Annotated in this window: 25 protein-coding genes and 2 pseudogenes; 21 read left to right on the top strand and 6 right to left on the bottom strand. The window is 38.0% G+C overall.

Annotated features, from left to right (window positions below; translation table 11 throughout):
- Window positions 1–24: 24 nt before the first annotated feature.
- From CJF29_RS15145 to CJF29_RS15110, 8 genes are all read left to right on the top strand, one after another.
- The gene (locus tag CJF29_RS15145; RefSeq protein WP_413544497.1) at window positions 25–930 is read left to right on the top strand and encodes a glycosyltransferase family 2 protein; all 906 of its coding nucleotides are present in this window, start codon (window positions 25–27) and stop codon (window positions 928–930) included.
- Window positions 927–1,931 carry a glycosyltransferase family 10 domain-containing protein gene (locus CJF29_RS15140; protein WP_099147360.1) on the top strand — a complete coding sequence of 335 codons (1,005 nt, stop codon included), beginning with the start codon at window positions 927–929 and terminating at the stop codon, window positions 1,929–1,931. The genes CJF29_RS15145 and CJF29_RS15140 overlap by 4 nt, the downstream gene beginning before the upstream one ends.
- Window positions 1,932–2,144: 213 nt before the next feature.
- Complete coding sequence (locus CJF29_RS15135; protein ID WP_176553177.1) at window positions 2,145–3,455, top strand: lipopolysaccharide biosynthesis protein; 1,311 nt, start codon at window positions 2,145–2,147, stop codon at window positions 3,453–3,455.
- Between the two features lie 119 nt (window positions 3,456–3,574).
- Window positions 3,575–4,459 (top strand): hypothetical protein, encoded by an 885-nt coding sequence (locus tag CJF29_RS15130; protein ID WP_099147358.1) that lies wholly within the window; start codon window positions 3,575–3,577, stop codon window positions 4,457–4,459.
- 3 nt (window positions 4,460–4,462) lie between these two features.
- On the top strand, window positions 4,463–5,695 hold the full coding sequence (locus CJF29_RS15125; RefSeq protein ID WP_099147357.1) for an O-antigen ligase family protein: 1,233 nt from the start codon (window positions 4,463–4,465) through the stop codon (window positions 5,693–5,695).
- Between the two features lie 4 nt (window positions 5,696–5,699).
- Window positions 5,700–6,536: a glycosyltransferase family 4 protein gene (locus CJF29_RS15120; RefSeq protein WP_099147356.1), complete on the top strand. Its 837-nt coding sequence runs from the start codon at window positions 5,700–5,702 to the stop codon at window positions 6,534–6,536.
- Window positions 6,537–7,247: 711 nt separating this feature from the next.
- Window positions 7,248–7,979: a WecB/TagA/CpsF family glycosyltransferase gene (locus CJF29_RS15115; RefSeq protein ID WP_099147355.1), complete on the top strand. Its 732-nt coding sequence runs from the start codon at window positions 7,248–7,250 to the stop codon at window positions 7,977–7,979.
- A gap of 411 nt (window positions 7,980–8,390) precedes the next feature.
- Entirely contained in the window at window positions 8,391–8,624 is a 234-nt protein-coding gene (locus tag CJF29_RS15110; RefSeq protein ID WP_004296628.1) for a DUF4248 domain-containing protein, read from the top strand.
- A gap of 62 nt (window positions 8,625–8,686) precedes the next feature.
- On the opposite strand, the gene CJF29_RS15105 is transcribed toward CJF29_RS15110, so the two are convergent.
- The 4 genes from CJF29_RS15105 to CJF29_RS15090 form a co-directional block, all read right to left on the bottom strand.
- Window positions 8,687–9,130, bottom strand: a complete 444-nt coding sequence (locus CJF29_RS15105; protein ID WP_004303902.1) for an N-acetylmuramoyl-L-alanine amidase — start codon at window positions 9,128–9,130, stop codon at window positions 8,687–8,689.
- Between the two features lie 16 nt (window positions 9,131–9,146).
- A complete protein-coding gene (locus CJF29_RS15100) occupies window positions 9,147–9,245 on the bottom strand; it encodes a smalltalk protein (protein ID WP_004303901.1) in 99 nt (32 codons plus the stop codon).
- A gap of 70 nt (window positions 9,246–9,315) precedes the next feature.
- Complete coding sequence (locus CJF29_RS15095; protein WP_004303900.1) at window positions 9,316–9,804, bottom strand: HU family DNA-binding protein; 489 nt, start codon at window positions 9,802–9,804, stop codon at window positions 9,316–9,318.
- Between the two features lie 256 nt (window positions 9,805–10,060).
- Complete coding sequence (locus CJF29_RS15090; protein WP_099147354.1) at window positions 10,061–12,388, bottom strand: DUF3987 domain-containing protein; 2,328 nt, start codon at window positions 12,386–12,388, stop codon at window positions 10,061–10,063.
- A 154-nt stretch (window positions 12,389–12,542) separates the two neighbouring features.
- On the opposite strand from CJF29_RS15090, the gene CJF29_RS15085 reads away from it, so the two are divergent.
- The 7 genes from CJF29_RS15085 (at window position 12,543) to CJF29_RS15055 (ending at window position 17,894) form a co-directional block, all read left to right on the top strand.
- Window positions 12,543–12,902 (top strand): hypothetical protein, encoded by a 360-nt coding sequence (locus CJF29_RS15085; RefSeq protein WP_032843698.1) that lies wholly within the window; start codon window positions 12,543–12,545, stop codon window positions 12,900–12,902.
- A 136-nt stretch (window positions 12,903–13,038) separates the two neighbouring features.
- Entirely contained in the window at window positions 13,039–13,545 is a 507-nt protein-coding gene (locus CJF29_RS15080) for a DUF805 domain-containing protein (RefSeq protein WP_004296635.1), read from the top strand.
- A gap of 126 nt (window positions 13,546–13,671) precedes the next feature.
- Window positions 13,672–15,930, top strand: a complete 2,259-nt coding sequence (locus tag CJF29_RS15075; RefSeq protein ID WP_074638585.1) for a hypothetical protein — start codon at window positions 13,672–13,674, stop codon at window positions 15,928–15,930.
- A gap of 4 nt (window positions 15,931–15,934) precedes the next feature.
- Window positions 15,935–16,057 carry a hypothetical protein gene (locus CJF29_RS15070; protein WP_255299427.1) on the top strand — a complete coding sequence of 41 codons (123 nt, stop codon included), beginning with the start codon at window positions 15,935–15,937 and terminating at the stop codon, window positions 16,055–16,057.
- A 42-nt stretch (window positions 16,058–16,099) separates the two neighbouring features.
- The gene (locus CJF29_RS15065) at window positions 16,100–16,507 is read left to right on the top strand and encodes a sigma-70 family RNA polymerase sigma factor (protein WP_229092132.1); all 408 of its coding nucleotides are present in this window, start codon (window positions 16,100–16,102) and stop codon (window positions 16,505–16,507) included.
- A 4-nt stretch (window positions 16,508–16,511) separates the two neighbouring features.
- Window positions 16,512–17,579, top strand: a complete 1,068-nt coding sequence (locus CJF29_RS15060; protein ID WP_074559006.1) for a RyR domain-containing protein — start codon at window positions 16,512–16,514, stop codon at window positions 17,577–17,579.
- Between the two features lie 21 nt (window positions 17,580–17,600).
- The gene (locus CJF29_RS15055) at window positions 17,601–17,894 is read left to right on the top strand and encodes a RyR domain-containing protein (protein ID WP_074558986.1); all 294 of its coding nucleotides are present in this window, start codon (window positions 17,601–17,603) and stop codon (window positions 17,892–17,894) included.
- Here CJF29_RS15055 and CJF29_RS15050 read toward each other — a convergent pair.
- Window positions 17,869–18,351 (bottom strand): annotated as a pseudogene (locus tag CJF29_RS15050) (CHAT domain-containing protein); the annotation flags it as partial. The gene CJF29_RS15055 and the pseudogene CJF29_RS15050 overlap by 26 nt on opposite strands.
- A gap of 73 nt (window positions 18,352–18,424) precedes the next feature.
- Here CJF29_RS15050 and CJF29_RS15045 point away from each other — a divergent pair.
- From CJF29_RS15045 to CJF29_RS15020, 6 genes are all read left to right on the top strand, one after another.
- Window positions 18,425–18,799: a hypothetical protein gene (locus CJF29_RS15045; RefSeq protein WP_099147353.1), complete on the top strand. Its 375-nt coding sequence runs from the start codon at window positions 18,425–18,427 to the stop codon at window positions 18,797–18,799.
- Entirely contained in the window at window positions 18,793–19,122 is a 330-nt protein-coding gene (gene tnpB, locus CJF29_RS15040; RefSeq protein WP_074560118.1) for an IS66 family insertion sequence element accessory protein TnpB, read from the top strand. Before CJF29_RS15045 ends, tnpB begins: the two co-directional genes overlap by 7 nt.
- 110 nt (window positions 19,123–19,232) lie before the next feature.
- Window positions 19,233–20,984, top strand: coding sequence for an IS66 family transposase (locus tag CJF29_RS15035; RefSeq protein ID WP_081353413.1), 1,752 nt, complete (start codon window positions 19,233–19,235; stop codon window positions 20,982–20,984).
- Complete coding sequence (locus tag CJF29_RS15030) at window positions 20,984–21,337, top strand: hypothetical protein (RefSeq protein WP_141561043.1); 354 nt, start codon at window positions 20,984–20,986, stop codon at window positions 21,335–21,337. The genes CJF29_RS15035 and CJF29_RS15030 overlap by 1 nt, the downstream gene beginning before the upstream one ends.
- Window positions 21,338–21,347: 10 nt before the next feature.
- Window positions 21,348–22,613, top strand: coding sequence for a group II intron reverse transcriptase/maturase (gene ltrA, locus CJF29_RS15025; RefSeq protein ID WP_099147667.1), 1,266 nt, complete (start codon window positions 21,348–21,350; stop codon window positions 22,611–22,613).
- Window positions 22,594–22,914, top strand: coding sequence for a transposase domain-containing protein (locus CJF29_RS15020; protein WP_255299453.1), 321 nt, complete (start codon window positions 22,594–22,596; stop codon window positions 22,912–22,914). Before ltrA ends, CJF29_RS15020 begins: the two co-directional genes overlap by 20 nt.
- Before the next feature lie 78 nt (window positions 22,915–22,992).
- Here CJF29_RS15020 and CJF29_RS15015 read toward each other — a convergent pair.
- Window positions 22,993–25,806, bottom strand: a pseudogene (locus CJF29_RS15015) (tetratricopeptide repeat protein); the annotation flags it as partial.
- Between the last annotated feature and the right edge of the window lie 17 nt (window positions 25,807–25,823).

Raw genomic sequence — 25,823 nt, 5'->3', positions numbered from 1 at the left:
GACGTATGTTGAATTAATAAAATAATGATTGGAATGAGTAAAGATGTTTGCGTGTATATTCTAACACACAATAGACCAAATGAGGTGTTACGATCTTTAAATTCAGTTAGACGACAAAATTTTCCAAATTTGAAGATAGTTATATCAGATAATTCGGATAATGAAGATACATTAAGTCTGTTGAAAAATATCATAAATAATGATGCCAGGATAAGCTATATCAGAAGGGGAGAGGAATGTTCATCAGGTTTAGTTGCTCATTTTAATTATATATTAGCAACTAATACTAGTGAATATTTTATGTTATTTCATGATGATGATGAGATGTTACCTAATATGGTAAATGCATTATATGAATATTTATTCACTCATGATGAAATCAGTGCAGTAGGGTGTAGTGGATATTTGAATATTAATGGGAAGAATACAAAGAAGAAAATGTTTGTTTCCAAAAATATAAAAAAAATGGAAAATAGCGGAAGTGTTGTAAGACAATATGCTATTGGTAATATCGCTCCTTTCCCTTCTTTTATGTATAGAAGATCAAAAATTATTGGGGCTAAAATGGATTGGCTCAAAGGAGGAAAATATTGTGATTGCTCCTTTATTTCTGCTATTGCAAATAAAGGAGGAGTAGTATACCTACCTCAATGTTATATGTATTATTTTATATCTCCAAGTCAAGATAGTCAACATCATGAGTTTATTCAATACTTGTCTTTAATTAAATTTTTTTCAACTCAAGTAGAAGATCAAAGCTTGTTATTAGACATGCGAATTTTTAATATTTATAATTATTTGCGTGATTTACAATTGAAGACTGGGGATGTCCCATATAAAAAGAAGGCACTCTTTCTATTTTATAAATACTCTTTATTCAATTATTTTCCTAAATATATTTTGCGTTTGTTGAAGTTTTACACAAAATGATAAAGGTTTATATTCCTGCTCCTTTTAATATTCCATTACAAAGACAATTCCCAAATCCTGCTAAAACTGTATGGGGGAATTGCGAATTTGTTTTCTCCGAAGTAGATGACTATGACTATATTGTCGTAATTGATAGCTTAAAAGAAGAAATTGAAACGACTCTTTCTAAAACTCAAAGAATAATTTTTCTAGGAGAGCCTCCTTATGTGAAAAAATATAATAGTAAATTTTTGAAGCAGTTTGGAAGAGTGTATGGTTGTCACCAAAAGAAAGTAGCTGATGGTTCAATGGAACTATCTATTCCATTATTACCATGGATGGTTGGATGTCATTTGCGTGAAAATACACATCAGTGTAGTAGTAACGAATATTTAACCTATCTTGATTTTCAGAAAAATGATAACTTGAATTCTCGTTTAAATAAAATTTGCTTGATAACTTCCGATAAGACATTTACAAAAGGACATCGAGATAGGGTGCGTTTTGTGGAACGGGTTTTAAAAGAGTATCCAGATTTGGTGGATGTATATGGAAATGGGTATCAATCAATATCTGATAAATGGAATGTTCTTTCACGTTATAAATATTCTATTGTAATAGAAAATTGTTCTTATCCTAATTATTGGACGGAGAAATTAGCAGACTGTTTCTTAGCTGGATGTTATCCTATTTATTTTGGATGCACAAATATAAATGAATATTTTTCAGATGACTCAATGGATACTATTGATATAAACAATTTTGAAGTAGCTATTCATCAACTAAAAACAGCTCTTTTGTCTTCAAAATATGAAGATTCTGTAAATTCAATCATTGAGTCAAGAAATTTAGTTCTGAATAAATATAATATGTTTTGTATTATATCAAATATAGTAGAGAGTATAGAACAATATTCTTTTTGTAAAAAAGAATATTGTAATGAGATAATTTCTCCTATGCAGTATTCGATAAAAGATAAAATCATTCAGATAATAGCTTGGCAATTTAATATTGTGCTATAAGTTGATTAGTAATAGAAAGTTATTGTGTTTTTTTTATAGCTTGAAGTCCTACTGTTGTGTAAAATATAGTTGTAGATTTTATGTGTGAATACACTGATTACGGGAATCTATTTTGAGTTTTATTGAATTAATTAAGATTATTCAAATCTTTTTTAATGTAAAAAGGTAGGTGAATTTAGCAATTTGCGTTCGAATAGGATGCTTGCATATTTTATGTATAGTAGATATAATATTTTGTTTAAAGGTGTCTCTTGGGTAGTGGCATCTTCCATTATTGGTAGTGTTTTACAGTTTTTGCTTATTTTTGTCTTGTTGAATTTTTATAGGCAAGAGGAATATGGACTTTGGGCAAGTGTAACATCTATTGCTGCTGTTATTGTAACAGGCGATTTTGGTGTTGTTAATGTTCTGAGAAATATAATAAGTCGAGAAATCCTGAATGGCTCCAAAGGTCTCGCCACTTCTAAACAGTATTTCTACTCAGCTTTGATTTTTTTTATGTGTTTGGCCATCTTTTTGTCGATTATTTTATTATCAATATCAAGTTATATTCCATTTGAACATTTATTTAAAACGGATAATGAGTATTTAAGGCAACAAGGAAGATCAATATTTTTAATAATACAGTTTATTTTTCTTTTTAACATACCATTTGGTATGGGAATCCCTTTGTTTTTTTCGTTTGGGGAGTCAAAACTTTATTCTATAGTGAATTCGGTGAAGTCAATAGTTGCATTTATGATGGTTTTATGTTTGTCTATTAATAAAATTCATATTACATATGTTGCTGTTGCTTATTTTACATCTAATTTATTGATTTCATTATTGGGTACACTTTACTTTGTTTATAAGCGAAGATGGTTTACTTATTCTTTTAATTGGAGGGATTGTTATCATAAGATAAGAGAAATGTTAACTATAGGTGTTAAATTTTTGAGTGTACAGCTTTTTAGTAGCTTTCTACAAAATGTATTAACAATTTATGCAGGCTCTATGGTAGGTTTGGGGGTAGCAGCTAATATAAATGTTGTGCAGAAAATTTTTTCATTTTTTGGTGGTATATATCAGAGTGCATTTAATCCATTATGGAGTGAACTTGCTTCTGCTTTTCAAAAGCATAATTATGATTGGTGTTGGAGCTTGTTGAAAAAGTCTGTATGTATAACAATTACTTTCTTTTCTTTTGTTGTAATTCTAGTTTCTATTTTAGGAGATTTCTTTATGGAATTTATTGCTGGGAATGAGTTTAAGTCAAATGTGGCTATGTTTGTGTTAGTCGGAATTTTGTTTTCAATAAGAATTGTTTTTGATAATGTTTCATTATTACAAAATGCAACCAATAAGTTGAATGCAATTGTTTATGGATATTCTATTATGTTTGTTTATGTTCTTATAGTAATACCGTGGGTCGTTCAACAGTATGGGATTGAATTAATGATATTAAATCTAATATTTATGTGGGGATTATTTATTGTTTGGGTGTATTGGGATTTAAGGAAAATAATCAATAATAGAGGAATATAGAAGATGTTCGCTAAATGAAGATTGTAATATGTAGATATTTATAGTTTTGTTGGGCGGTTAATCTATACTAAATATTTATGTGTTTTTATAGGAAAATATTAAACTAAAGTGATTCTTTTATGAGTAAAATTATTCTATGCTGCCCATTTTATAATGAAAATTTAGTGGCAGATATAAATATCGCAGAGGCAAGTAAGTGGGTTGATGAAATTCATATAACTGAATTTGATAAATCATTCAAATATACAAGTCATGACTACGTGTTTCAAAATGATTGTGAGAAAGTTCATTATCATCAAATGGATGCTTTAAAGTTATATAAAAAGCCACGTAAATATATTCCTCATTTTTTTATTCATCCAATTAGTCGGTGGATGAATAAGATGGTAAGGGATACAGCTTGGTATAATGATGGTGTATCTCGTAATTATTCGCTTTGGAATAGTAGCTATAAGGATGATGATATACTAATTTTATCTGATATGGATGAGATAATAGATAGTAAATATGCTGATGAGATAATTGATGCGGTTAATCATTATGGGGTAATCACTATTAAAATACATTTCACGATGTTTTATTTTAATTTGTTTTGTTCCAATTGGAGTGGTCCTGCTCATTATTCCTATCGAATTTTTATAGTAAAAGGAAAATATTTAAGAGAGAACTTTTATAATGATTCTGATTATCTAAGAAAAATGGGAGAACAGTCTAAACTATTAAATAAGGTGAAGTGCTTGGAAGGGATAAAGGGATATCATCATTCATGGTTAGGAGATGAGGCCTTTGTTGTGAATAAGTTGAAATCTTATGCGCATACTTTAGACTGTCATTCAAAAGATATTATTAATAATCAAGGTGAAATTGATATTGATGTCATAAAAAATAATATGAGATTAGGTAAATCTATTTTTTCAAATATCTCATTGAATGTGAATAATAAAATAGAATTACTACCTTCTGTTGAAAAGTTGAAAAAAGATGCTCCTGAGTTTTTTTTATAGCATATGTTGGTTCTTAAATTAAAAAAAGTATTTCCCTTTCTATTGCTATCTTTCCCTGTAGTCATTGATATAATTAATGGCTATCTGAGAGGTACGGATGGTACCAGTGAGAGTTTTATAGGTATTCTTTATCGTGGAATAATTATTCTATTTTCAGCTATCTATCTATTTCGTACTAAATATTCCAATTATATTAAAACTTTAATTCTATCAAGTATTGCTTTATTAATATATCATATTCTTATAGGTGCTTATTCCAATGGTGTTTTCATGGCGCTAGTGAAAATAATGAACTTCTATTTTGTTTTAAGTATCATACTCAAAAATCGTTATTTTAATGATCGTGAGATCGTTGTAAAGGCTGCGATTTTATATGGGGTATTGGCAGCCATTATTTTAGTTTATTGTTTTATAACAGGTGCGGGCTATGCTGCTTATACAGAAAACACTTTTGGTACAAAAGGTTTTTTTGTAGCAATGAATGATGTTGGATTAACTATACTTTTGCTAAATATTTTAGCATGCTATTCATTCCAAAAAACGGGAAATGTATTTTACTTTGTTGCATTAATATTGATGTCTATTGGCTCTTGCTTAGTGGGTAGCATAACTTGCTATTTTGGAACCGCTTTTATACTACTTTTTTTTGCTTTAAGTATCTTACTTGTTAAATTTGAGGATTATAAAAGCTCTTATAAAATAAAACTGATAACTTTATTTGGGGTCTTAGTTATATCAAATTATGCACTAGTTAATGTCATATCGGTTATTCAAGAAGATTCTTACCTCTCAAGGAAATATGAAGATATTGGTGCAATCTTTTTGGAGGCTTCAGGGAGAAGATATTTGATAGATGCATCGATTAAAACGATTACTAACTTTAATGTTTTTGATTGGTGCTTTGGTAGAGGAAATTTTTATTTAATGGAAAACCAACACCAGCTATATTTGGGAGAACCGAAAGCTGCTGAAGTTGATCCTTTAGATTTAATAGGTCAATTTGGACTCCTTTTTTCTATCCCCGTTTTACTACTTCCTATAAAAAAGTTGATTGCATGTATACGGAATTTTATTAAGTGCCATAATATACTAGATTATTGGTTCATAATAGCTTTTCTTTGTTTTATAGGGCATGCCTTTTATGGTGGGCATGCGTATACGAGCCCTTTAGTTCTTTCGTATTTAGCTGTTTTTATTTATGTATTAGATAGCAGAGATGTGAATAAATATATTTAATTCTATGAATATTCTTTTTTTTGTAGAAAGCGGACTTGGTAATTCGGCTTTATTAATAGATCAATTAATTGCATTGCACAAACAACATAAGAAAGTATGTGCTATATTAAGTACAAAGGAACAGGAGCCTGGTTTGATTGAGAAAATTAATTCTTTATTGATTCCTAATTATATATTACCAGGTTTAGTAGAACATCAATCTTTTAAGAAGAATGCAATTCAACTTAAACAGATTATTGAAGAGCAATCTATAGACGTTGTACACATTCAAACAAATTGGGAACTGGCACTTATTATGTATGTGAAGTATGTTTTATGTGTGCGTAGAAAGTTTAAAATGATATATACGATCCATGCATATAGGAATAATGAGAGATTTAAATCCTGTATAGCTCGATTTCTCTTGACTTTTCTCTTAACATTTTTTGTGGATAAAGTTATATGCATGTGTACATCATTGAAAAATAGTTTTCATTGGTTGTCTTATAAAATTTCAATAATACCTTTAGGAATTGATGAGAATTTCTTTGTGGGTTCTTATCAACCGTTACTTATAGATAGTTTGAGATTAATATATCCGGCCCAATTTCGGATAGGGAAAAATCAGGATACAGTAATAAGAGCATTTGCAGAATACCGAAACATTACTCATGATATGAAGTCTATATTGATTTTACCTGGAAGTGGTGAACTATTACAAAAGATGAAAAATTTATGTAAGGATTTAGATTGCGATCAACAGGTCTTATTCCCTGGATATTGTTCAAAAAAGGAGATACTAACATATTATAGAAAGAGTAACACGGCTGTTATTGCAAGCAGTAGTGAAACGTTCGGGTAATGTATTGCAGAACCATTTGTCTTAGGGCTTAATATTATAACGACGAGGGTAGGTGTTGTTTTAGATATTATTCAAAATAAAGACGGTGGCTTTTATTTTAAAACACAAAAGGAGTTAACGTCAATATTGCTTGAGTTATCCAAAAAAACTATACTAATTCAGAAAAATGGCGAAAGAAACTTTCGAATGCGAGATAAGTTTAGATGGTCCATTATAACTAAAGAATATTTGAAGATCATAAACCAAATGATAGTGGTAGATAATGAAAAATAGAGTTTTTCTTCCTATGCACGACCATAGTAGGAAGATGTATCCTCAAAAGTAAACTTATAGATTCTTCTTTTGACTGTTATTATATAAATCTAGCAACAGCTGGTGATTTGTCTGATATAGGCAGGTTAGTATGAATATGTTCCTAAAATATATATGTTTATAAGCTACCTATTATCTCAACAGATGAAGGAGGAATACTAGATCTTGTGAGAATGGAGTGATCTGATTTGTGAAAAGAAAATTTTTGTTTCATTAGCTGATATTGCATAGTTAAATTATTAGATGATGTGGAATTAAGAACTACATTGGGAGATACAGGTTATAAAAAATCTATAGTGAATTTACTCGACAGTGCTTTGAGCATTGAATGGTCGAAATTTTGTCTCAGAATCTTTCTCATATATAATTAATATTATAGAGATAAAACTGCAATATACAATGTTCTTGAATTTGAAAAACTTACCTTTGGTAGAAAACCGTCAAGGGTTAACCTTTTTGCCATCTGGTAAACTGCTGATTAATACTATCAATGCTCATTCTTATAACACCGCACAGCAAGACTTGCTCTTTGCCAAAGCCTTGCGACAAGGTGATGTATTAATTCCAGATGGTGCAAGTATTGTCAAAGCTTGTCGTTGGTTAAATGCGAAATCTAAGCCGAAAGAACGCATTACTGGTTGGGATTTATTCATGTTTGAGATGGAAAAACTAAACCATAGCGGTGGAAAGTGTTTTTTTATGGGTAGTAGTGAAAAGGTATTATCAATGATAAAGCAACGGAGTAAAGGGGATTTTCCTAATATTGAAGTAGAAACTTATTCTCCTCCTTATAAATCAGAATTTAATGAAGAGGAAAATAATGCAATTATAACTGCTATCAATAAAGCTAACCCTGATTTGCTATGGATAGGTATGACTGCTCCAAAACAAGAGAAATGGATATATACTCATTGGAACAAATTACAGATTCATTGCCATTGTGGTACGATTGGTGCTGTTTTTGTTTTTTATGCCGGAACAGTAAAACGTGCTCCTATGTGGTGGCAGCGGAACTCGCTGGAGTGGTGTTATCGGTTATTGAAAGAACCACGTAGAATGTGGAAAAGATATATCATAGGCAACTTGTTATTTATGTGGAATATGTGTAAAGAGTGTAAACATTCATTGTAAAATGAATAACTCTAATGATTATTACATCAGTGTGTTATTGGAATTTCATAGAAGTTTTTACAGAGCTAGTTGTGTTAATAATTAGATGTTTGTATATAAAATAAAATGTTGAGATGTAATAAACACGTGAGTGTTTCGTATGTGAGATGAAAAAAATGTAGGTCCCTAGCTTCATGCTGTAAAGGCATGATTCTCCTACATTGTGGATTGGAAATCGTACGACGGTACATTTCTGATCTACGCCCTGACATCGGAGGTTAAAGCCGATGTGAATTTCCCACTATATCAACCGTCTGTGAAGATCGTTGATATTTTTTACTCTCATTATACTGGATAATAATATCAGTTTTCTTTGTTTATATGTTGAAATATTTGTAACTTTATAGCATAGAAAACAGTAATAAAGAAACGATGGAACATTCAGACTTTGTAGTGAAATGTTATAATAAACAAGAGTTAGCCCAGATGTATTTTCCTGATTTGACGATTCGTGCTTCAGTCAATAAACTCCGGAGGTGGATGCGGAGATGCAAGCCGCTGATGAATGAGATACTATCTACTGACTTTCATCCGAAGACAAAGGCATTTTCTGTGAGAGAAGTACGGCTTATTACCTATTACTTGGGAAAGCCGGGAGAACTATAAATGATATAAACATAAAAAAGAACTACGGGAGACTGCACTTTCGCGAGCTCCCGTAGTTCTTTTTATATATTCATATACTCTTTTCGACTGTCAAAACAGGGACAAGCCTTATGAATCGAAGCACTAAGTTGATAATGTCCCAGGATTTGCGCATCCGGATATTGATGTTTGAGAATCGTCAACAAGTCAAGTAGCGCGAAGCGCTGCGCCTGTGTTCTCGTATCCGTCGGACGACCTTCTTCATCCAACCCACCTTCATAGCAAATTCCAATACTATGCCGGTTGAAACCTCGCACATGCGCACCGGGCTCCGATACCGGGCGACAATGGTGAAGTTCTCCATTACGGGTGATGTAAAAATGATACCCTATATCCTTGAAACCTCGTTGCAGGTGACATTGTCGAAGCTGCTCTACGGTGAAGGAAACATTGCAGCGCGTCGCGCTGCAATGAATCACCAACAACTTAATCTCACGTGGGAGATAGTTTTCTTCTGAATTTTCCATATCGGTCAGCAGGAGATTAATGTCCCACGCAGGACGTTACACCGATAGCCGAAATGATCGAAGTCGCGATAGTTACGATAAACTGGAGAATGTTTTTCCAAAGTTGCTTTTTCATATAAATTTGAATTAAAGAATAAATACTACTGATACATTATGAACTCAAGAACCAGTCAACAACCGGTTGATTATGCTGCCGGGTCCGGAGCTTCCCCGCTGCCGGAACCTCCCTGATTATCATCACCGCCATCATCAGGAAGCGGATCTTTATCCAAATCAGTGGAAGAATCACTCTTATATAGTGTATAATCCAACGTCTTACACAACTTGCGGAGATCACTACCCGGATAAAAGAGCACTTTGCCCTTATCAATGCACGATGCCTTGAATTCCTTTGCCGTATCGGTAGGAGTACCGGTCTTGATACTCATACGGAAATTACCCAGGTCACCCATCTGGACGATATTTCCTTCCTCCAGTACATTGACGATTTCGAGCAAAAACTCACCGATACAACCTTCCAGTTCCCCTTTGGAATAAGAAGAGCGTTCAGTGATACGTTTACAAACTTCCTTGACCGTCACTTTACGACCGCTACGCGCCACTGCATAAAATTTCGGAGTTTCACTAGGTTTCAACAGGTTCTTACGAGCCATGAGAGTGTAATTCTGTGCCATAACTTTTAATTTTAAATCATTAATTTTTAATTGTCTAATTGCCTTGTAATCGATTACATGACAAAAGTACTACATCGGGAAAGCGGCATGACGCATAATGACGCACACAGGCGCACAGATAAAAAGAAAAAACATCGGGAGATTTGTATCGAAATTTCCCAATGTTTGATTTCAATCATTGAGATGTTTTTTTCAAATCTCCCGATGTTTTTCCGGACCCTTCAAAAGGACAAAAGGACAAAAAGGACAGATGTGACTATTGCTCATCCATCTTGGTATAAGAACCATGAGATATCTTATTGATCTTTACTCCATTAAGCGATTTTAGCAGACGTGTTACCTTACGATGGTTGAAATCGTATTTTGCGCCAATCTGAATCGCTTCGTCTGTCGTGAAACTGTCGGGCAACTCTTGAACGAAATTACGAATAGTGTCTGGATTCTTCAGTGGACGGACCGAAGGAGACGGCATGGATGAGTGCAACAGCCGGCTATGTTCGTAACAACATAGAACGATTTGAAGAGAACGCTCAAAATCAGCGTCCGTGCAATAAATCTCGGGAGAAAGATCGGTTGCCTCAAATTGCCGGATACGGGTCTGGATCATACTGATACGCATCACCAGAAAAGCATAGCGTTTCACTACAGCTTGGAGGTCATCGTTGCCTTCCAATGCCACCTCGGACAGCATACGTGAGAAAATCTCATTCAGACGGTTCCATTGCAGGCGGTTGAAATGAAAAAGAACCGGATGAGCCAGACAGAAGTGATATAATTCGGAGACACGATGCGCAATCGGTTTGAAAGAATCTTCCAGTGAGACGCAGTCGTCGCCCATTTCTTTCCAGTGCGGAGCTTCGCGGAAAGTGTAAATCAGGGTGCGGCTGGGCAATCCGTTTTCGTAGCTGCTCAATAGGCCGTCTATTTGTCCGGGAGTACCCGTCAGCAGTAAAGCCAATTTAGGATGGCGTATATAGATCGGAATGAGGCCGTTGGCTTTGTAGGAAGAATCTATATTTTCGTGCTCAAAAGCCTTGCGGAGCATATCGTCGAAATTGCCACAATCCAGATGATTGGCTGTGGATAGCGTTTGTGCCTCCGTGTCGAAAATGATGCTTCCCTGTGGACCGTTGTCCTGCATCTGCATTTGCATGCGGGTATAGCTGGTAGTAGCAGGAATGAATAGCATTTTGAAAGGAGGTCGTTGCGGTTCTTCGGAGCATGCTTCTCCTTTCTTTTTCTGTTTTTGATATTCTGATTGCCAGTTATTATGTACAGTTTGGTAGTTTTTCATCATAGATTCACTGGTAGACAGGATTTCTGAATGTATTTCTTCCAACAGGTATCGTCCGGTTTGGGCGATGCTTTTACCACTGGCGGCAGGCGAAAGTATGACACTGAATATATGCGTGGAGTATTTTTTATGATTATAAATTCCGAAAGTCTGCGGAAGTGCTGCGCTCAAGGCCGTGAGATCGGAAAGGAGAGCGACATCTTGTTCGCGTTCGCTTCCGTCTTCAATGATACAGTCATTTAATAGGTCGGGAAGATTATTGTACAAACTGCGGGGAAATAAAGGAGTTCCTTTTCGGAATTCTTCTCCCAGCCAATAGGCTTCGTCGTCGGTATCGGAATTTTCTGCAGTACTATATTGTCTTTTTGTCCTTATGTCCTTTTGAAAAGAAGGGGCGCTGGCCGGAGAGGAAGCGGGTGCATGTTCATTAACTTGTTTATATCCAGACGATAAAACCTTTGTTAGTTCTTCGGGACGAAAATCCGTGTGCTCGAAAAATACAGTAAGTTCGCGTAATATGCTTTTCTGGGGATAGTGTCGGCGGCAGGCTTCGCAGGCAAGTTTGAAGACGTTGGAATGGCGCTGACCGGCTGTTAGCGGATGAAAGAAAATATAGGACGAAATAAATTGGGCGATTCCTTCTTCAGACACGTTTTCTGGAGTATTATCCTGAAGGGGAAAGGGAGGAAGCACTTCATTCTCAGAGAAAGTGTTTGTTTCTTCTTTTATAAGTGGCTCCAACACAAATGCCTGATAGAGCGCCGCAACATATCCGTTGGGGGAATAACTGAAATAACACATGCGACTTTCGTCCTTGCATGCCGGGTCACTCTCCAATCCCAGCAGTTGATTGTAGTAGCGGCTCACTAGTTGCTGCCCTTCACGATGGCGGTTTTCGATACCTTCTACATAGGCGAAAACTTTCACTCCGTCGGTAGGGCTTTCTATTGCCGCTACTGTGTGGGGATCTGCCGCACAACGTTGGATGACTTGAAGACGATCTTTTACATGATCGTAATCAAGTCCGACAATATGGCTGGGGAGAAGAAAGTTTTTGATAGCGTGCGCTCCGTCGAATGTGCCTGCCGGAGTGAAGCAGGGGAGTTGGTTTTTCAGCTTCTGTGCTGCGGCATGGTCTCCTTCTGCATGGTACCGCCGAATAGCGTTTATGATGGAGGCATAGATCGGATGAATGCACATAATAATGACTTCAAGGAAAGACATGACTTGGGGCTTTTTTGAATACACATTTTCGTAAACCGAGACTTTGATTTCTTCTAAGACTTTCATATAAAATTGTTTTTTGTAAGATTGAGCTACCTGACTATCAGATAACGTGAACAAAGGTCGAGATATTAAGAATAAGGTTGCTTCCCTATGTGGATAGCACTTGATAAAGCAAATAAAAAACTGAAAAATTATAAATTATTAATCATAGAATGACATGGCAAAAGAAAAACAGGAACCTTATGAGTTCTTAAGCAATTTGGTATTGGCTTTAATGGATATGGATCGTATTTTCAGTAACAGTTTTTTCATAAGCGAATTCGCTATCTCTCCTAAAACATTAGGGGAGATAAGGCGGGGAGAGGATATGTGCATTTATCAGTATGTACGGGTGATTCGGTGTATGACGAAATATCTTCATTTGATTATTCAGATGGATATGTTGCTGAAGGAGTTGCGAATTGTACTATCTTCCCATTGTGATTTGGTGGTTGCTACGGTTCCGCACCGTTCTTACGGAACTTGTCAGCCGAAAGAGTGGGTGGTAGTAATACATTGGGATGGAGTGAAATTGTGATTTCTACAGAAAATAGGGCATTTTTCAATCTTTTTGCCCGATTTCTTTCTTTATTTAATTTTTTTTATATCTTTGCTTTCATATTGAGAAACACGGATAAAAACTCACTTATTTATTCATATAAATTTAATAAATTATGTTCAAAGCTCCTTTCTCTTTTGACGGGCGTATTCGTAGAATTGAATATTTCCTGTCGGGTATTATCGGTGGTATAGTTTCCAGTATTGCATGGGCGCTAGGTGTAGGTACATTTGTTTTGGGTGCTGCCAGCGGATCGGCCGGAGGATCAGTATTTGGTTTATTGATCGGTCTTGCTGCTATGATTGCTTCCATCTGGTTCTCTTTGGCACAGGGTGTGAAACGTCTGCACGACTTAAACAAATCCGGTTGGCTGATTTTGTTGTGCTGTGTGCCTATCATTGGTTGGATTTTTGCATTGTATATGTTGTTTGCAGATGGTACGGTAGGTCCTAATCCTTACGGAGCAGATCCGAAAAACCGTATGCCATATCAGGCACAGCCTGCTTCTGTAAATGTGACTGTAAACGTTTCAAGAGAAGAGGTGAAAGTTGACAAGCCGGTGGAGGATGCTCCCGCACCTGCAGAAGCTCCAGCGGAGGAGAATAAAGAAAAAGCTGAATAATCTTATTAAAGAAGAAATAAGAAAGCCTCTTGCAAAATTCGTTTTGCAGGAGGTTTTTTGTTACTAATCTGTTTGTTATTCAATATTTTGTATAAATTTGTAGAATAAATAATCAATCTATCGAATATGTATATGTTAAGCACAGTAATCTCTCAAACTGGTGAATGCAATGCACAGCACGCGACAGACCCTTGTTTTTTAAATCAATGGGGATATTCTACCCTTTTGTTAATCATTATCGGGATAGGTTTAGTATACCTGCTTTTTAAGAAACGGAAATTCTTAGTGGATAACCTGAAATGGATTGCAGGTACGGTATTTATTGCAGGTTTCCTGATATATTGGTATGCTTTTAATGAGGGAGGGAGTGACAGTAATTCGATAGCGTTGGCGTTTAGGTCTGCTCTGTCTTCTATGGAAATGTTCGCTTCGCATTCCGATCTTTTGGAGGTTCCTGAAGATCTGCATCATGATCCTTTCTACATGACGATATTTTCTGTGATACATTTCCTGGCCGTTATAGTGAGTGCGGTTTTTATCATCAAACTGTTAGGATTCAGATTTATCTCATGGGTGCGGTTATGTATGGCGAATCTTTCAAGAAAGAAGAAATGCCGGCTGTTTATTTTCTGGGGTGTCAATGATAATGCGATATTGCTGGCTAACAGTATAAGAAAAAAAGCGGCAGAGCCAAAGGGGAAGAATGAAGAAGGATGGGAGAATTGTAAGTTCATTTTCGTGAGGTTGCTTTCTGCTAATGAAAGCAGTTCTCATGGCCGGTTCACATTCAGTCATTTCTTTAATTCGTCTCATGACGGAACTGAAAAATTTATAGAAAAGATAGAAGAGCTTGACGGCATACTGGTTAACTCTAAATTTGAAATCACAGGCCGGGTTATAGATAAAGTCAAATCGGAATTTGATTTATACAAATATCTCGGATTGAGGAGATTGGGAAACCTAATCAAGAAGTACCCGCAGGCAACTTTCTATTTCTTGTCTCCCAATGAAGAACTGAATCTGGAGGCGGTGTCTGTTTTTAAGGAAATAGCGAAATGTAAAGAAGACAGAGTCCATAATCAGGTTCAGATTTATTGCCATGCGCGTAAGAACAACCAGAACCAGAAGTTGGAAATATGTGATGGGTTGAAACATCAGATTCATATCATCGACTCGTCTAATCTTGCTGTATTGCAATTAAAAAAGAATGTGAGGAATCACCCCGTGAATTTTGTAGATGTCAATACATCGAAGGCTTGTGTAAAGAAACCTTTTACGTCGATGATTATTGGCTTTGGAGAAACAGGACGTGATGCATTTCGTTTTCTATATGAGTTTGGGGCATTGATCGATGTAAATGGCAATAGGAACCCTCAAAAAATATATGTGGTTGATGAACATATGGATGAATTGAAAGGTGATTTTTTAATGAAAGCACCTGCCTTGAAGGAGAGGAAAAATGAGTTGGAATGGTGTGAAGAAATGTCTATCCATTCCGAACGTTTTTGGGAAAAGCTCTCTGAAATCATTCATGATCTAAACTATATTGTAATTGCTATAGGAAATGATAATGAAGGGATGGCATTGGCGATTGATCTCTACGAATATGCCTATCGATATAGAAAGGATTGTTTCAATGATTTTAGGATTTATCTGCGTGTCAATGGAAGTTGCAACACCATTCAGCTGAAGCAAATAAAAGAGTATTTTAATATTTATGGCAATACCCGGGATGTAATCATAACTTTTGGAGCGCAGGAAGAAATATTCTCGTACGATGTGGTATCGACAGATGTGCTTGAAGTATTGGCAAAGGAATTTTATTATGCATATCAGAAAATTATGATTGACGCAATGCCTGAAACGAATGAGAAGGAAATTGAAGAGAAGAAGAAAGCGAAGGAAAGCCTGAAGCAAACAGCGGAAGAAGAATGGAATGCGCGTAGAGAGGCATTGCAGGACAAGCATAGCTTGAATGCACAAATTAAATTGGCTTATCAGGAAGAGCAGGATAGGGCTAATGTATGGCATATCGATACCAAAAAGTTTTTAGCTGGGGCCATGGGAGAGGATGGCAAAGATAATAAGGAAAGATTGAAAGAGATGGTTGAGCTGACGCAGCGTGATGCCCATACATTGAACTATTCTAAGGTTTGTGACGTTGTTTCCAGTACATTATTTGATAATTTGAGTAAGTGCGAACATTTGCGTTGGAATGCATGTATGGAACTGCAAGGATTTGTAACGTGTGACGGAGATAAAGACTTTCAGCAGAAGAAGCATAAATGCATCGTCGATAATGATATTTTAAGAAGTAAATATCCGGAAACCATCCCTTATGACCAGTGTGTGGTTGAGCTAAGTTTTAGATTGAAAAAGAACTAACTATATGACAGATCAGGAAATAGTCGACGGATTAATCAATCGGGATGAAAAAATCACCGATTGGTTTTTCAACATAAAATATCGTCCGTTGTTTATCAATGTAATTAAGCTGATATTTGATTACTAGGTTGATTACGATGAATGTATCAGCGAACTCTACTATCATCTAATGAAGAATGATGCTGCCGTTCTTCGTAATTTTGAGGGACGTAGCACCATTGGAACATGGATTAAGATTGTGGCAATTCGTTTTTTCTGTTCCCGGAAAAAACGTGAACAGATGATAGAAGACGAGAGTAAAGAGCCTCTTTATGAGCAGAATCATGAAGAAGAAATAGACGACTCTGAATCGAAAATAGCCGCAAAGATTGATTTGGAACGTTTGTTCGATCTGATGTCGAATAAGCGGTATGTGATGGTCATCAGGGAATTAGTACTCAAAGAGGTCGAACCTGAATTTTTAGCATTATCTATGGGAATAACTGTTGCTAATCTGTACAATATTAAAAAGCGTGCGCTGGCAGCATTGGCTCACTTAGCTATGAATGATAAGAAGAAGTATGAAAACAAAAGATAAAAATATGATAACCGAAGAATTGTTGGCTGCTTTTGAAGAAGGTAAGACGAATGCTGAAGAAACAGCTTTGGTACTTGAATATCTGGCGACTGATGAAAGTTTGCAAGAGGAATTTATCTTGTCTCAACAGTTGGATGCCATGATGGGAGCTGATGATGAAGAAACGGACTTCCTGCCAATGGCGCGGATGGCAGCCAAATCGGAAGGTAATCTTTGTGATTTCCAGTGTGAACAGTTTATTTTGAAACGTAGAAAGATTGAATATAATTCGGACGAACTCTCGGAGGAGGCCAGGAATAACAGTTGGTTGAGGGAGAGGGGAACTCCTTTGCATAGTGTAGGCTGCCTGCTCGAACAACGCGGATTGATTGTGATGCGCAGTTATGGTTCCAGTATTGACAGTGTCATACGTGCCCTCAAGGCCGGACATGATGCGATTGTTGTGGTAAATAGTTGCCGGTTGCCGGAAAATAGCGAGGAGGAAATTGCTTATCATGCAGCAGTAGTGCTTGACGTAAATGAAGAGGAAGTGACGCTTTATGATCCTGCAACAGGAGAGGAAAGTACGGCCTATCCCAAGGATCACTTTATTGCGGCATGGAATGATGCAAAAGCATATCTTGCGAGGGTGAAAGTGCCTGATCTGGATTATAATCCGCGGCCCATTGATCTGGAAGATGTTGAATTGAGCACTGATTTGATTGAATTGCGTGAAGCCATTGCTGAAAATGTGCATGAAGTCTGGGCCGACCAGCGTCAGGAAGAGGGATGGACTTATGGACCGCAGAGGGATGACGAGAAGAAAGAGACTCCGGACATGGTGCCTTATTCCATGCTTCCTTATTCGGAAAAAGAATATGATCGACGTATGGCGTTTGATACGATCAAGCTGATGAAAAAGCTGGGGTATAGTATTATCAAACAGGGCGATACGGCTCTTCATAATGAGCTGATGAGAAAATTGAAGAATGAAGGCGATGCCAAAGTCTGTGAATGTGGTGCATCTATTTTTATGGACCAAATATATTGTAGTCATTGTGGCAAAAAAATAGATTGGAAATTGTTCCGTTAACATATAAATAATGATTTGTAGATGAAAAAGTATATTCCCAATCCGGTGGATACAGGACATATCCAACTCCCGAAGGAGTTGGAATACCTGGTAGAAGAAATGGCTAAGAATGTTCATGAAGTCTGGTCGAAAACCAGAATAGAACAAGGTTGGACGTATGGAAAAAAGCGGGATGATGTGCTGAAGCAGCATCCGTGCCTGGTTCCGTATGAAGAATTATCTGAAGAAGAAAAGGTGTACGACAGAAATTCTTCGGTGGAAACCTTGAAACTGATTATGAAACTAGGGTTCAAGATCTCGAAGGATGAGGAATAGGCGCTCTGCCTGCATCCAACAAGATAAATGGTGCCCAATATTTACTGTCTGCATATCCGTTCTCACGAAGGTACTGTTGTGCTTTGATAAGAGCCTGTCGTTCGGATAACCCTGAAATGATGTTCTCATAGAATTTAGTCATGAGAAGCATGGAGGCCTGGTCGTCAACAGCTGAAAGTGTCATGAGGATGGTTTGTACTCCTGCATTCTTGAAGCCTCGTTGAAGACCGAAAAGACCATCCGCACCAAGAGTACCTTGACCGGTGTTGCAGGCAGAAAGGACAACCATACGACAACCGCGGAGGTTTAGTACACTGATCTCATCTGCACGGAGCAGTCCGTCGTTATTCTCTTCCGTGGCATTGGCGCCGGACATAATCAGGAAGCAATGCTTCATCGCATCATCGGCTTCACGTCGCTTCAATTCTTTATAGTCTCCGTGAGTAGCTATGTGTAAGCACTCACTGTATGGCTCTTGTCCCAACCTCTAATCTCTTTTACCTTTGTGTCGAACTTAAAAATCGACAACAATGAATATGAGTGAATTTTACAGTGAGTTTCTATTCCGTTATCAAACGGATGCTGCGCCTCGGCATATTTCTATCAATGCGTATTGTATCTCTGAGGGTATTGAATATCGTAACTTCATCAAATGGTATCGTGAGAATAAGAAACGTCTTCGTGAATCAGAAATGGACGAGATTCGTTTAAGTCCTCTTACCATTACCGGTGTTCCCAGACCTGAACATTCTTCTGCTGAAGCTGTCACTTCGATCCCTGTTTGTGAGCAGGCTAATGTGGTTTCTTTCCATCTGAAGTTAAGCAATGGTATTGAGATAAATAAAGAGAATACTAACCTTGAGGGTCTTGCACGTCTTCTTCAAAGTTTGAGTACGTTATGTTAGGATTAAAATCTCACATGAATTTCTACCTGTGCCATGGTTCGGTAGATATGCGTAAAGGTATTGTTAGCCTTTCAGAGTTGGTTCGTCGTACAATGAATGCTTCTCCTGAGAATGGTGATGTTTTTATTTTCCTTGGTAAAGATCGCCGTAATTTGAAGATCCTTCGTCATGAATCTAATGGTTATGTTCTTTATTGGAAAAAATTGGATCGTGAGCGTTTTCTCCTTCCGGTGTTCAACACCGATACTGATCGTTATGAGATTAGTTGGGATAAGCTCGTTGTCCTGCTCCAAGGCACTGTCCGTAAAGAACTTCTCGTATAGTAGTACGGGGTTGTGAAATATCAGATTGTATAGATACAACTATTTGTATATCAATTAATTAATCAGCAAAAAGGCTTGTGTATTCCAGCTTTATTTAGTATCTTTGAAGTATGCAAGAGCAAGATACTATTAACATATTAATCTCCCAAATACTGTCGAAAGATGACGAACTAGTTTGTCTTCGTCAAGACAACGCTCGCATTCGTGAAGAACAGCGTGAGGGTAATCGGCAGATTTTAGAAAAGTTGGATAAAACCCTTGATGAACTTAAAAGTATGCGTAGAGATAACAAACATCTTGCTAACCAGCTTTCCAAAGCTCTGGAAGATAAAGTTCAGGCTGAGAAGCAGTCTGAACTTCTTTCCAGTGCTTTGGAGGAGTTGAAAAATCTCCGCGCTTCTGAGCTCTTTGAGCTAGAAAAACAAAAACGTCAGTTATACGGTCGTAAGTCTGAGAAATCTTCTACCTTGCTCCAAAGTACCGATAAAGACCTGAAAAATGATAAGGATGATTTTGATGGGAGTAAACCTACTAGTAATGAATCATCCACTACTGTAGCATCTGATATGAATATTGACCTGTCTTCCTCCGCTCGTTCTACTTCCAAGCCTTGTCGTTCGGATTATAGCAAGCGCTCTACTCGTGTGGATAACGTGGTTATGCACTATTGCGATGAAAGTAGCATTCCTTCGGATGCTCGTAAGATTGATATTCGTCATTGGATTCTTTATAAGCTAGATTGGAGTGTGACCAAACATGTTTTTGAGTTGTTACGCGTGATAGATCAGGAAGGTACTATTTCTAATTACTACGAACCGACTGATACCGATGATTCTCTACGTCCTTTTGACAATGTCCTTCCGGGTTATCATGTGGATTTGGATATGATTGCTCAGATTCTGGTGGACAAGTATCAATATAGCATGTCTCTTGAACGTGTGGTCGATCGCTTTAAAGATGTAGATGCTGAATTTTCTCCTTCTACTGTATTGAACTGGGTACACAGACATATTCAGGAATTGGATAAACTGGATGCTCCTCTGCGTAGTGTTCTGCTGAGTGAGGGTAGTTTCTTGTTTTGTGATGAAACGACCGAATTGGTCAAGGTCTTGAATAAAGTCACCGGCAAGTTTGAGTATCGCAAGAAATATATTTGGGGTATCAAGAATCCGGGATTGAAGGTTGCTTATTACTTGTATGATCGAGGTAGTCGTAGTATGGAAGTCGCTCAGCAATTTTTCAAGAACTTCTTCGGTAGCATTACTACCGATGGTTATAATGTCTACAAGTTGTTTGACCGGCATCGAAAAGGAGTCACCCGGTATGGTTGTATGGCTCATGTGAGGCGTAAATTTGTGGATGCCTTGCACACGGATTCCCGTTCGGCCAAAGTGATTCAACTTATCTCGGAACTTTATTGGGTAGAATCGGATTGCCGGATTCATTTTCTTTCAGAGTCGGAACGTGCTTCAGAGAGGCAGCAGCGATCTATACCTATTTTATCTGAGCTGTGGCAACTTCTTAAACCGGTGTTTGATGAAACGAAAGATTTTGCAGCTACTCTTTTTATCAAAGCAGTTCGTTATGCGGTTAACGAATGGGAAGCTGTGTGTCGTTACGTGAACAATGGCCAGGCTGAGATTGATAACAACACCGCCGGTGTGTCACGAGGGCATTATAACATGATGCTATTGGCTGGTATCATGGAAATTTTGTCTGCAACTATCAAAGAGATGAGGGTAGGTCCCTCGCAATCGGTTTACAGGAACAGGTTGCAAACCATCACAAGCTGCGTTTTGAGCAATCAAAAAGTGGTGAACGTTGTGTGTAATAAGTCAGAAGATATGGTAAGGTATGTATAATGGAGTTGAATGTAAATGAACCGTTGATGAAGCATCGTTATTGTTATCAGATTACATCAGAAATAGGGCTTCTGCTACGCTCTATGATAAGAAGGGAGGTTACCTGTTTACTGTCCCTTTGGTGTACGGTGTGTAGGCGGCAAGACCATTATATAGGCTCTTTGATGGAACGTGAGAAGCAGATTGAGAATGTCAAGAGAAAATGCCAAAGACGCATGACACGTAAGGCAGAAAGTATCAAAGTCTCAATTTGTGGCGGATTTCTCCGTAGTAGTGTTGAAGTTCTTGTAATGAGAAGGGAGCGAAGGGGGAAACGTATTCAGCGGACTGTATTGTGCAACTTGATAAACTAAGGAGGACACAATGCAAGAAGCAAAACCATTTCAAATAGACAAAAGAATAATCTTTGAATCCTTTAAGAAAGTAAAGTTTAATAGAGGTAGTTCAGGCATTGATGGTATAGAGATGACCACTTATGAGCAAAACCTAGGTTCCAACCTTTATCGTCTATGGAATCGCATGAGCTCCGGCAGTTATATGCCTAAAGCAGTAAAACTTGTAGAAATACCGAAATCAAATGGTGGTAAAAGACCTTTAGGGATTCCCACTATTGAAGACCGTATTGCACAAATGGCTGTTGTTAATGTAATTGAGCCTCTCATCGAACCCTGTTTTCATGAAGATTCATTTGGTTATCGTCCGCATCGCTCTGCTCATGATGCCATAGCCAAGGCAGAAAGACGGTGTTGGAAGTATGCATGGGTTTTAGATATAGATATATCCAAATTCTTTGATACAATCGACCATGGCTTATTAATGAAAGCGGTGGAGAAGCATATCAATATAAAATGGATACTTCTCTATATAAAACGTTGGTTGACTGTCCCTTATCAGAGAAGTGATGGAGAAATTGTAAAGAGGGACATGGGAGTACCGCAGGGTTCAGTCATAGGTCCAATTTTAGCAAACCTGTTCCTACACTATACCTTTGATAAATGGATGTCTTATAAATATCCTCACATACCTTTTGAGAGATATGCTGATGATTGTGTTTGTCATTGCAGTACATTGGCTCAAGCTGAATACATAAAGGAAAGGCTTGGAGAACGCTTTACTGAATGTAAATTGAAATTTAATGAGGAAAAGACAAAAATAGTATTCTGTAAAATGAGCAGTCGTTCATCAAAGCACTATCATTGTACTTCTTTTGATTATTTAGGCTTTACTTTTAGATCAAGAGCAGCAAAAGATAAACGCAACAACGTCTTATTCACAAGTTATTTGCCTGCTATAAGCAAGAAATCGGTAAGCAGAATACATGAAACAATAAAATCATGGAATCTCAAACGTCTCCATAATCGAAGTCTACGATTTGTGGCAGCATATATTAATGATGTCGTAAGAGGATGGATAAACTATTATGAGAAATTTGGTAAAACAGAATTTTGGAAAGTTATGTGCCATCTGAATCGCTCTATTGCTTATTGGGCAAAGACGAAATATAAAAGACTTCGTCGTCGAGGTGTCATATCTGCTCATTATTGGTTAGCCTATATAGCTCAGAAAGAACCCAATCTGTTTTATCATTGGCAAGTAGGATATGTACCCTATGCACGTCAAAAGAAATGATTTGAATGCGAAGAGCCGTATGAAGGGAGACTTTCACGTACGGTTCCGAGAGAGGCTGAGGGTGAAATTCCCTTGGTCTACTCGACAACGGTTGATGAAGCCTATTTGTCTGGGGAGAAAGAATTATTTGTTCTGCGGTTCGGAACAAGCTGCTAAAAATACGTCTTTGATTTACTCAATTATAGAAAGCTGCAAGATGAACGGGCTCCGTCCTGTTAAATATATTGCGGATGTTTTACGAAAATTAATATCCGGTGATACGGATTATGTGGCACTTCTGCCAATGAATATTGCAAAGTAACTTAATTATTAATCAAAAATACAACTCAATGTGGGCTACAATACCTTTGTGGGTATTATAGCCGTACAATGAGTGCTTACTAGCTATGTGAATTAACGAAACAGCTTTGCCGTCGAGTGCCCGGAACTGCTTTTCCGTTCCGTTTTCACCTACGAATAGATTGGTTTTAATCTTCTTTTTTTTCAACAGGGAATTTACGTTATTTACTTCATTGAGCGTATATGGTAACTCATGATACCCATTCTGTCCGTTACGGAATTTCCCGGAGTTATGATCTGTAGAAACAATATTGCGGACTTTGGTTGAAGCCATTTCGTAGTCCAATCCTCCGAAAAGTGCGGCTGATGAGTAGTTCTGCGAAGCTCTGTCGAGTGCGATTTCTTTTGTTGACGATAAACGATAGACGGCTTTCCGGAATGCTAACGGCAGGTTACCCGCTCCATACGGAAGATATTCTACAGGCAACTGGTGAAGTATCCCGTCAGGTGAAAAATAAATGGTATCCGCTTTGCTGATATATTCATCCAGCGCTTTCCAGAAATGTGCCCCGTTTTCGGTTGCGGTGAAAGCCGTAGGCGATTGCATCTCTTTCAATAGCAATTTCTGACTCATTAACTTGATTGCGGTGGGAGACGCGTCGCCCGGACGAAGTACGAAAGCGGCCAGATGTTTGTCCGGAGCTAGTAATTCATCGTCTATGAGAGCAAATTCTATGGCGATGGAGTTTCCATGCAGATGCTTTTGTACGTCTTGCCATTTGACGGAAAGATAACGGGTATAGTCGCCGAAATCAGTAGACTTTCGCATCAGGTTCAGTTGCAACTGTTCATACTCCTCTTTCTGGCGGATGATATTTTTCTGTGCTTCCGTCTGATTGGTTGCATTCGGGAGTTCACTTTGCATGGATAAAATTTGTTCCGCCATAAGGGCAGCCTTGTTGTATTGGTCGAGCAGAGACTTATCTCCCGAAGCGCGGATCAGAGACTCCAGTTCAATAGACGAATTAAGCATAATACCTTTCGAAAACAATAATGCATCGTAACCTAACCGGGCAAAACGTTGTTTTTGTTCAGGCGTACCTGTTGCGGCGATATTGGCTGCACGGAGGGGAATACTGTCCAGTGAGGAACGGATATCCTTCCAGAATGCCAGGCGTTCATCGGCTTTCGAGAGACGGAAAAGATTACGCAGTGCGGTTGTTTCGCCGGAGAGGAAAGGTTCCATATAGGCTAATGCCTTGTCGGTCTGTCCTTGGGTATAATAGATATCGGCGATAGTCCCTAATGCGGAGACATACATCAACCCGTCTTCTCCCCATTGCAGGCGATAAGCATCCAGTTGTTCAAGACTCTCTTTTAATAGCCTGTTTAAAACCGCCATTCGCTGACGTTCCGCATCCTGTTCTGTCTGTCTGGCGGCTGTCTCATTGCCCATCATGGTGTGGCAACGATTCAGACTGCTAAGTGCATCCTGATATTTTACATCACTACCGGGAAGAACTTTGTAAATGTCCGCAGCCTGTTGGTAGTTTGCTGCCGATTCTGCATATTGTTTCTGTCGGTATAAGATACTTCCTCTGGAACGGAGAATTTCCCCCATCTTATCTGACTTATCACCCGTCGGAAGCTGTTTTTCGGCTTTTGCAAGTATTTCGAGGGCTTTTCCATACTCCTTGGTAAATCCATAATTACGGCATAATGCAATGGAGGTGTCTACATATTTGTCCAGTCTGTCCGGCAACATCTGTGCATAAACCGACAGTGCCTGGTTGAGCATACGATTGGAGGCCTCATACTTGGCAGCAATGCTATAATTGAGTCCGCCCAGATAAGACTCCAATGCAAATTTAGCCTGTTCGGCAGGATTGTTGCGAAGGATGTCTGCTGCCAGTTCGTAGTATTCGCCGGCGGATGCGTGATCTTGTATTCCGGAGAGAAATTGCGCATAGTAGTGGCGTACCTTAAAAACGATCTCCTTATGGGTATTCACATCGCATTTCTTTAAAGCATCCAGAAAATGTGCCCTTGCCTTGTCGTTGTCACCTATACTGGCAAAATACTGGGCGCGCTCGGTCAGGCAACCGGGCTCGTCGCAAGGCTTTTCCAGTTCTTTTTTATTGTGAGCTTCTGCCAATTTCATATATTCCAATACTTTCGGCTGATTGTTCAATTCCAGATAGATGGACGATATCCAATTGAGAAGTTGCTCGTATTCTTTTGAATCGTCAGGAAAGATGTTGAAGGCCTGTTCATAATAAGTTACCCCTACGTCTTTACGTTCCGACAGGTAGTACAACGAACCTATCTGCTGGAGTTGACGGGCTACTGAAAGGGACTTTTCGCCATACCTCTTTTTACTGATGGCTATTTCTTCTTCTACGATGGCACTTGCTTTATCCATTTCTCCTAAAGCTATGTAGCAGCGGGCGAGATTGAGATGAAACATAGATGCCTGTTCGGGACGAGGCTGAATGCGACTGCACAGTTCCCATGTCTTGCTGTGAATTTCTGTTGCTTTATGATAGTCTTTTGCAACAGTCAGGTAGTAGAGTCCTGTGTTGTTCAGGGAGGAAATATATTTGATATCTGTTTCACCCAGTATGGTCTTGCGCATATCTGCTGCCATTTGTGTATAGGTTAGTCCTTCGGGACGCTCCAGATTCAGATAACAGCGGCCTAAAATGTGCAGGCAGGTAGCACGTTCCGCACTCTGTGTCTTTCCCGTTTTGACATATAATTCGTCCGCTTGTTTCAGTTGGGTAATGGCGGTTGTGTAATCTTGTTTACTTTCTAGTTTTTGAGCTTCTTCAACCAGTAGGTCGGCTTGGCTTGCAGTCTGTGAATAGGCTGTCAGACACAGACAGGCTAATAGAGATAGAATGAATTGTCGCATATAATAGAGATTTTAGT

This window comes from Bacteroides celer (assembly GCF_002632415.2).
Classification (GTDB): domain Bacteria; phylum Bacteroidota; class Bacteroidia; order Bacteroidales; family Bacteroidaceae; genus Bacteroides.
The sequence above is the reverse complement of the archived record's forward strand: the minus strand, read 5'-3'. Positions and strand labels throughout refer to the sequence as shown.

What these genes read in the sequence shown, in the direction of transcription:
- CJF29_RS15145 (WP_413544497.1), top strand. Translation starts at nt 25, where the DNA reads ATGATTGGAATGAGTAAAGATGTTTGCGTGTATATTCTAACACACAAT.
- CJF29_RS15140 (WP_099147360.1), top strand. Translation starts at nt 927, where the DNA reads ATGATAAAGGTTTATATTCCTGCTCCTTTTAATATTCCATTACAAAGA.
- CJF29_RS15135 (WP_176553177.1), top strand. Translation starts at nt 2,145, where the DNA reads ATGTATAGTAGATATAATATTTTGTTTAAAGGTGTCTCTTGGGTAGTG.
- CJF29_RS15130 (WP_099147358.1), top strand. Translation starts at nt 3,575, where the DNA reads ATGAGTAAAATTATTCTATGCTGCCCATTTTATAATGAAAATTTAGTG.
- CJF29_RS15125 (WP_099147357.1), top strand. Translation starts at nt 4,463, where the DNA reads ATGTTGGTTCTTAAATTAAAAAAAGTATTTCCCTTTCTATTGCTATCT.
- CJF29_RS15120 (WP_099147356.1), top strand. Translation starts at nt 5,700, where the DNA reads ATGAATATTCTTTTTTTTGTAGAAAGCGGACTTGGTAATTCGGCTTTA.
- CJF29_RS15115 (WP_099147355.1), top strand. Translation starts at nt 7,248, where the DNA reads ATGTTCTTGAATTTGAAAAACTTACCTTTGGTAGAAAACCGTCAAGGG.
- CJF29_RS15110 (WP_004296628.1), top strand. Translation starts at nt 8,391, where the DNA reads ATGGAACATTCAGACTTTGTAGTGAAATGTTATAATAAACAAGAGTTA.
- CJF29_RS15105 (WP_004303902.1), bottom strand. Translation starts at nt 9,130, where the DNA reads ATGGAAAATTCAGAAGAAAACTATCTCCCACGTGAGATTAAGTTGTTG.
- CJF29_RS15100 (WP_004303901.1), bottom strand. Translation starts at nt 9,245, where the DNA reads ATGAAAAAGCAACTTTGGAAAAACATTCTCCAGTTTATCGTAACTATC.
- CJF29_RS15095 (WP_004303900.1), bottom strand. Translation starts at nt 9,804, where the DNA reads ATGGCACAGAATTACACTCTCATGGCTCGTAAGAACCTGTTGAAACCT.
- CJF29_RS15090 (WP_099147354.1), bottom strand. Translation starts at nt 12,388, where the DNA reads ATGAAAGTCTTAGAAGAAATCAAAGTCTCGGTTTACGAAAATGTGTAT.
- CJF29_RS15085 (WP_032843698.1), top strand. Translation starts at nt 12,543, where the DNA reads ATGGCAAAAGAAAAACAGGAACCTTATGAGTTCTTAAGCAATTTGGTA.
- CJF29_RS15080 (WP_004296635.1), top strand. Translation starts at nt 13,039, where the DNA reads ATGTTCAAAGCTCCTTTCTCTTTTGACGGGCGTATTCGTAGAATTGAA.
- CJF29_RS15075 (WP_074638585.1), top strand. Translation starts at nt 13,672, where the DNA reads ATGTATATGTTAAGCACAGTAATCTCTCAAACTGGTGAATGCAATGCA.
- CJF29_RS15070 (WP_255299427.1), top strand. Translation starts at nt 15,935, where the DNA reads ATGACAGATCAGGAAATAGTCGACGGATTAATCAATCGGGATGAAAAA.
- CJF29_RS15065 (WP_229092132.1), top strand. Translation starts at nt 16,100, where the DNA reads ATGAAGAATGATGCTGCCGTTCTTCGTAATTTTGAGGGACGTAGCACC.
- CJF29_RS15060 (WP_074559006.1), top strand. Translation starts at nt 16,512, where the DNA reads ATGATAACCGAAGAATTGTTGGCTGCTTTTGAAGAAGGTAAGACGAAT.
- CJF29_RS15055 (WP_074558986.1), top strand. Translation starts at nt 17,601, where the DNA reads ATGAAAAAGTATATTCCCAATCCGGTGGATACAGGACATATCCAACTC.
- CJF29_RS15045 (WP_099147353.1), top strand. Translation starts at nt 18,425, where the DNA reads ATGAATATGAGTGAATTTTACAGTGAGTTTCTATTCCGTTATCAAACG.
- tnpB (WP_074560118.1), top strand. Translation starts at nt 18,793, where the DNA reads ATGTTAGGATTAAAATCTCACATGAATTTCTACCTGTGCCATGGTTCG.
- CJF29_RS15035 (WP_081353413.1), top strand. Translation starts at nt 19,233, where the DNA reads ATGCAAGAGCAAGATACTATTAACATATTAATCTCCCAAATACTGTCG.
- CJF29_RS15030 (WP_141561043.1), top strand. Translation starts at nt 20,984, where the DNA reads ATGGAGTTGAATGTAAATGAACCGTTGATGAAGCATCGTTATTGTTAT.
- ltrA (WP_099147667.1), top strand. Translation starts at nt 21,348, where the DNA reads ATGCAAGAAGCAAAACCATTTCAAATAGACAAAAGAATAATCTTTGAA.
- CJF29_RS15020 (WP_255299453.1), top strand. Translation starts at nt 22,594, where the DNA reads ATGCACGTCAAAAGAAATGATTTGAATGCGAAGAGCCGTATGAAGGGA.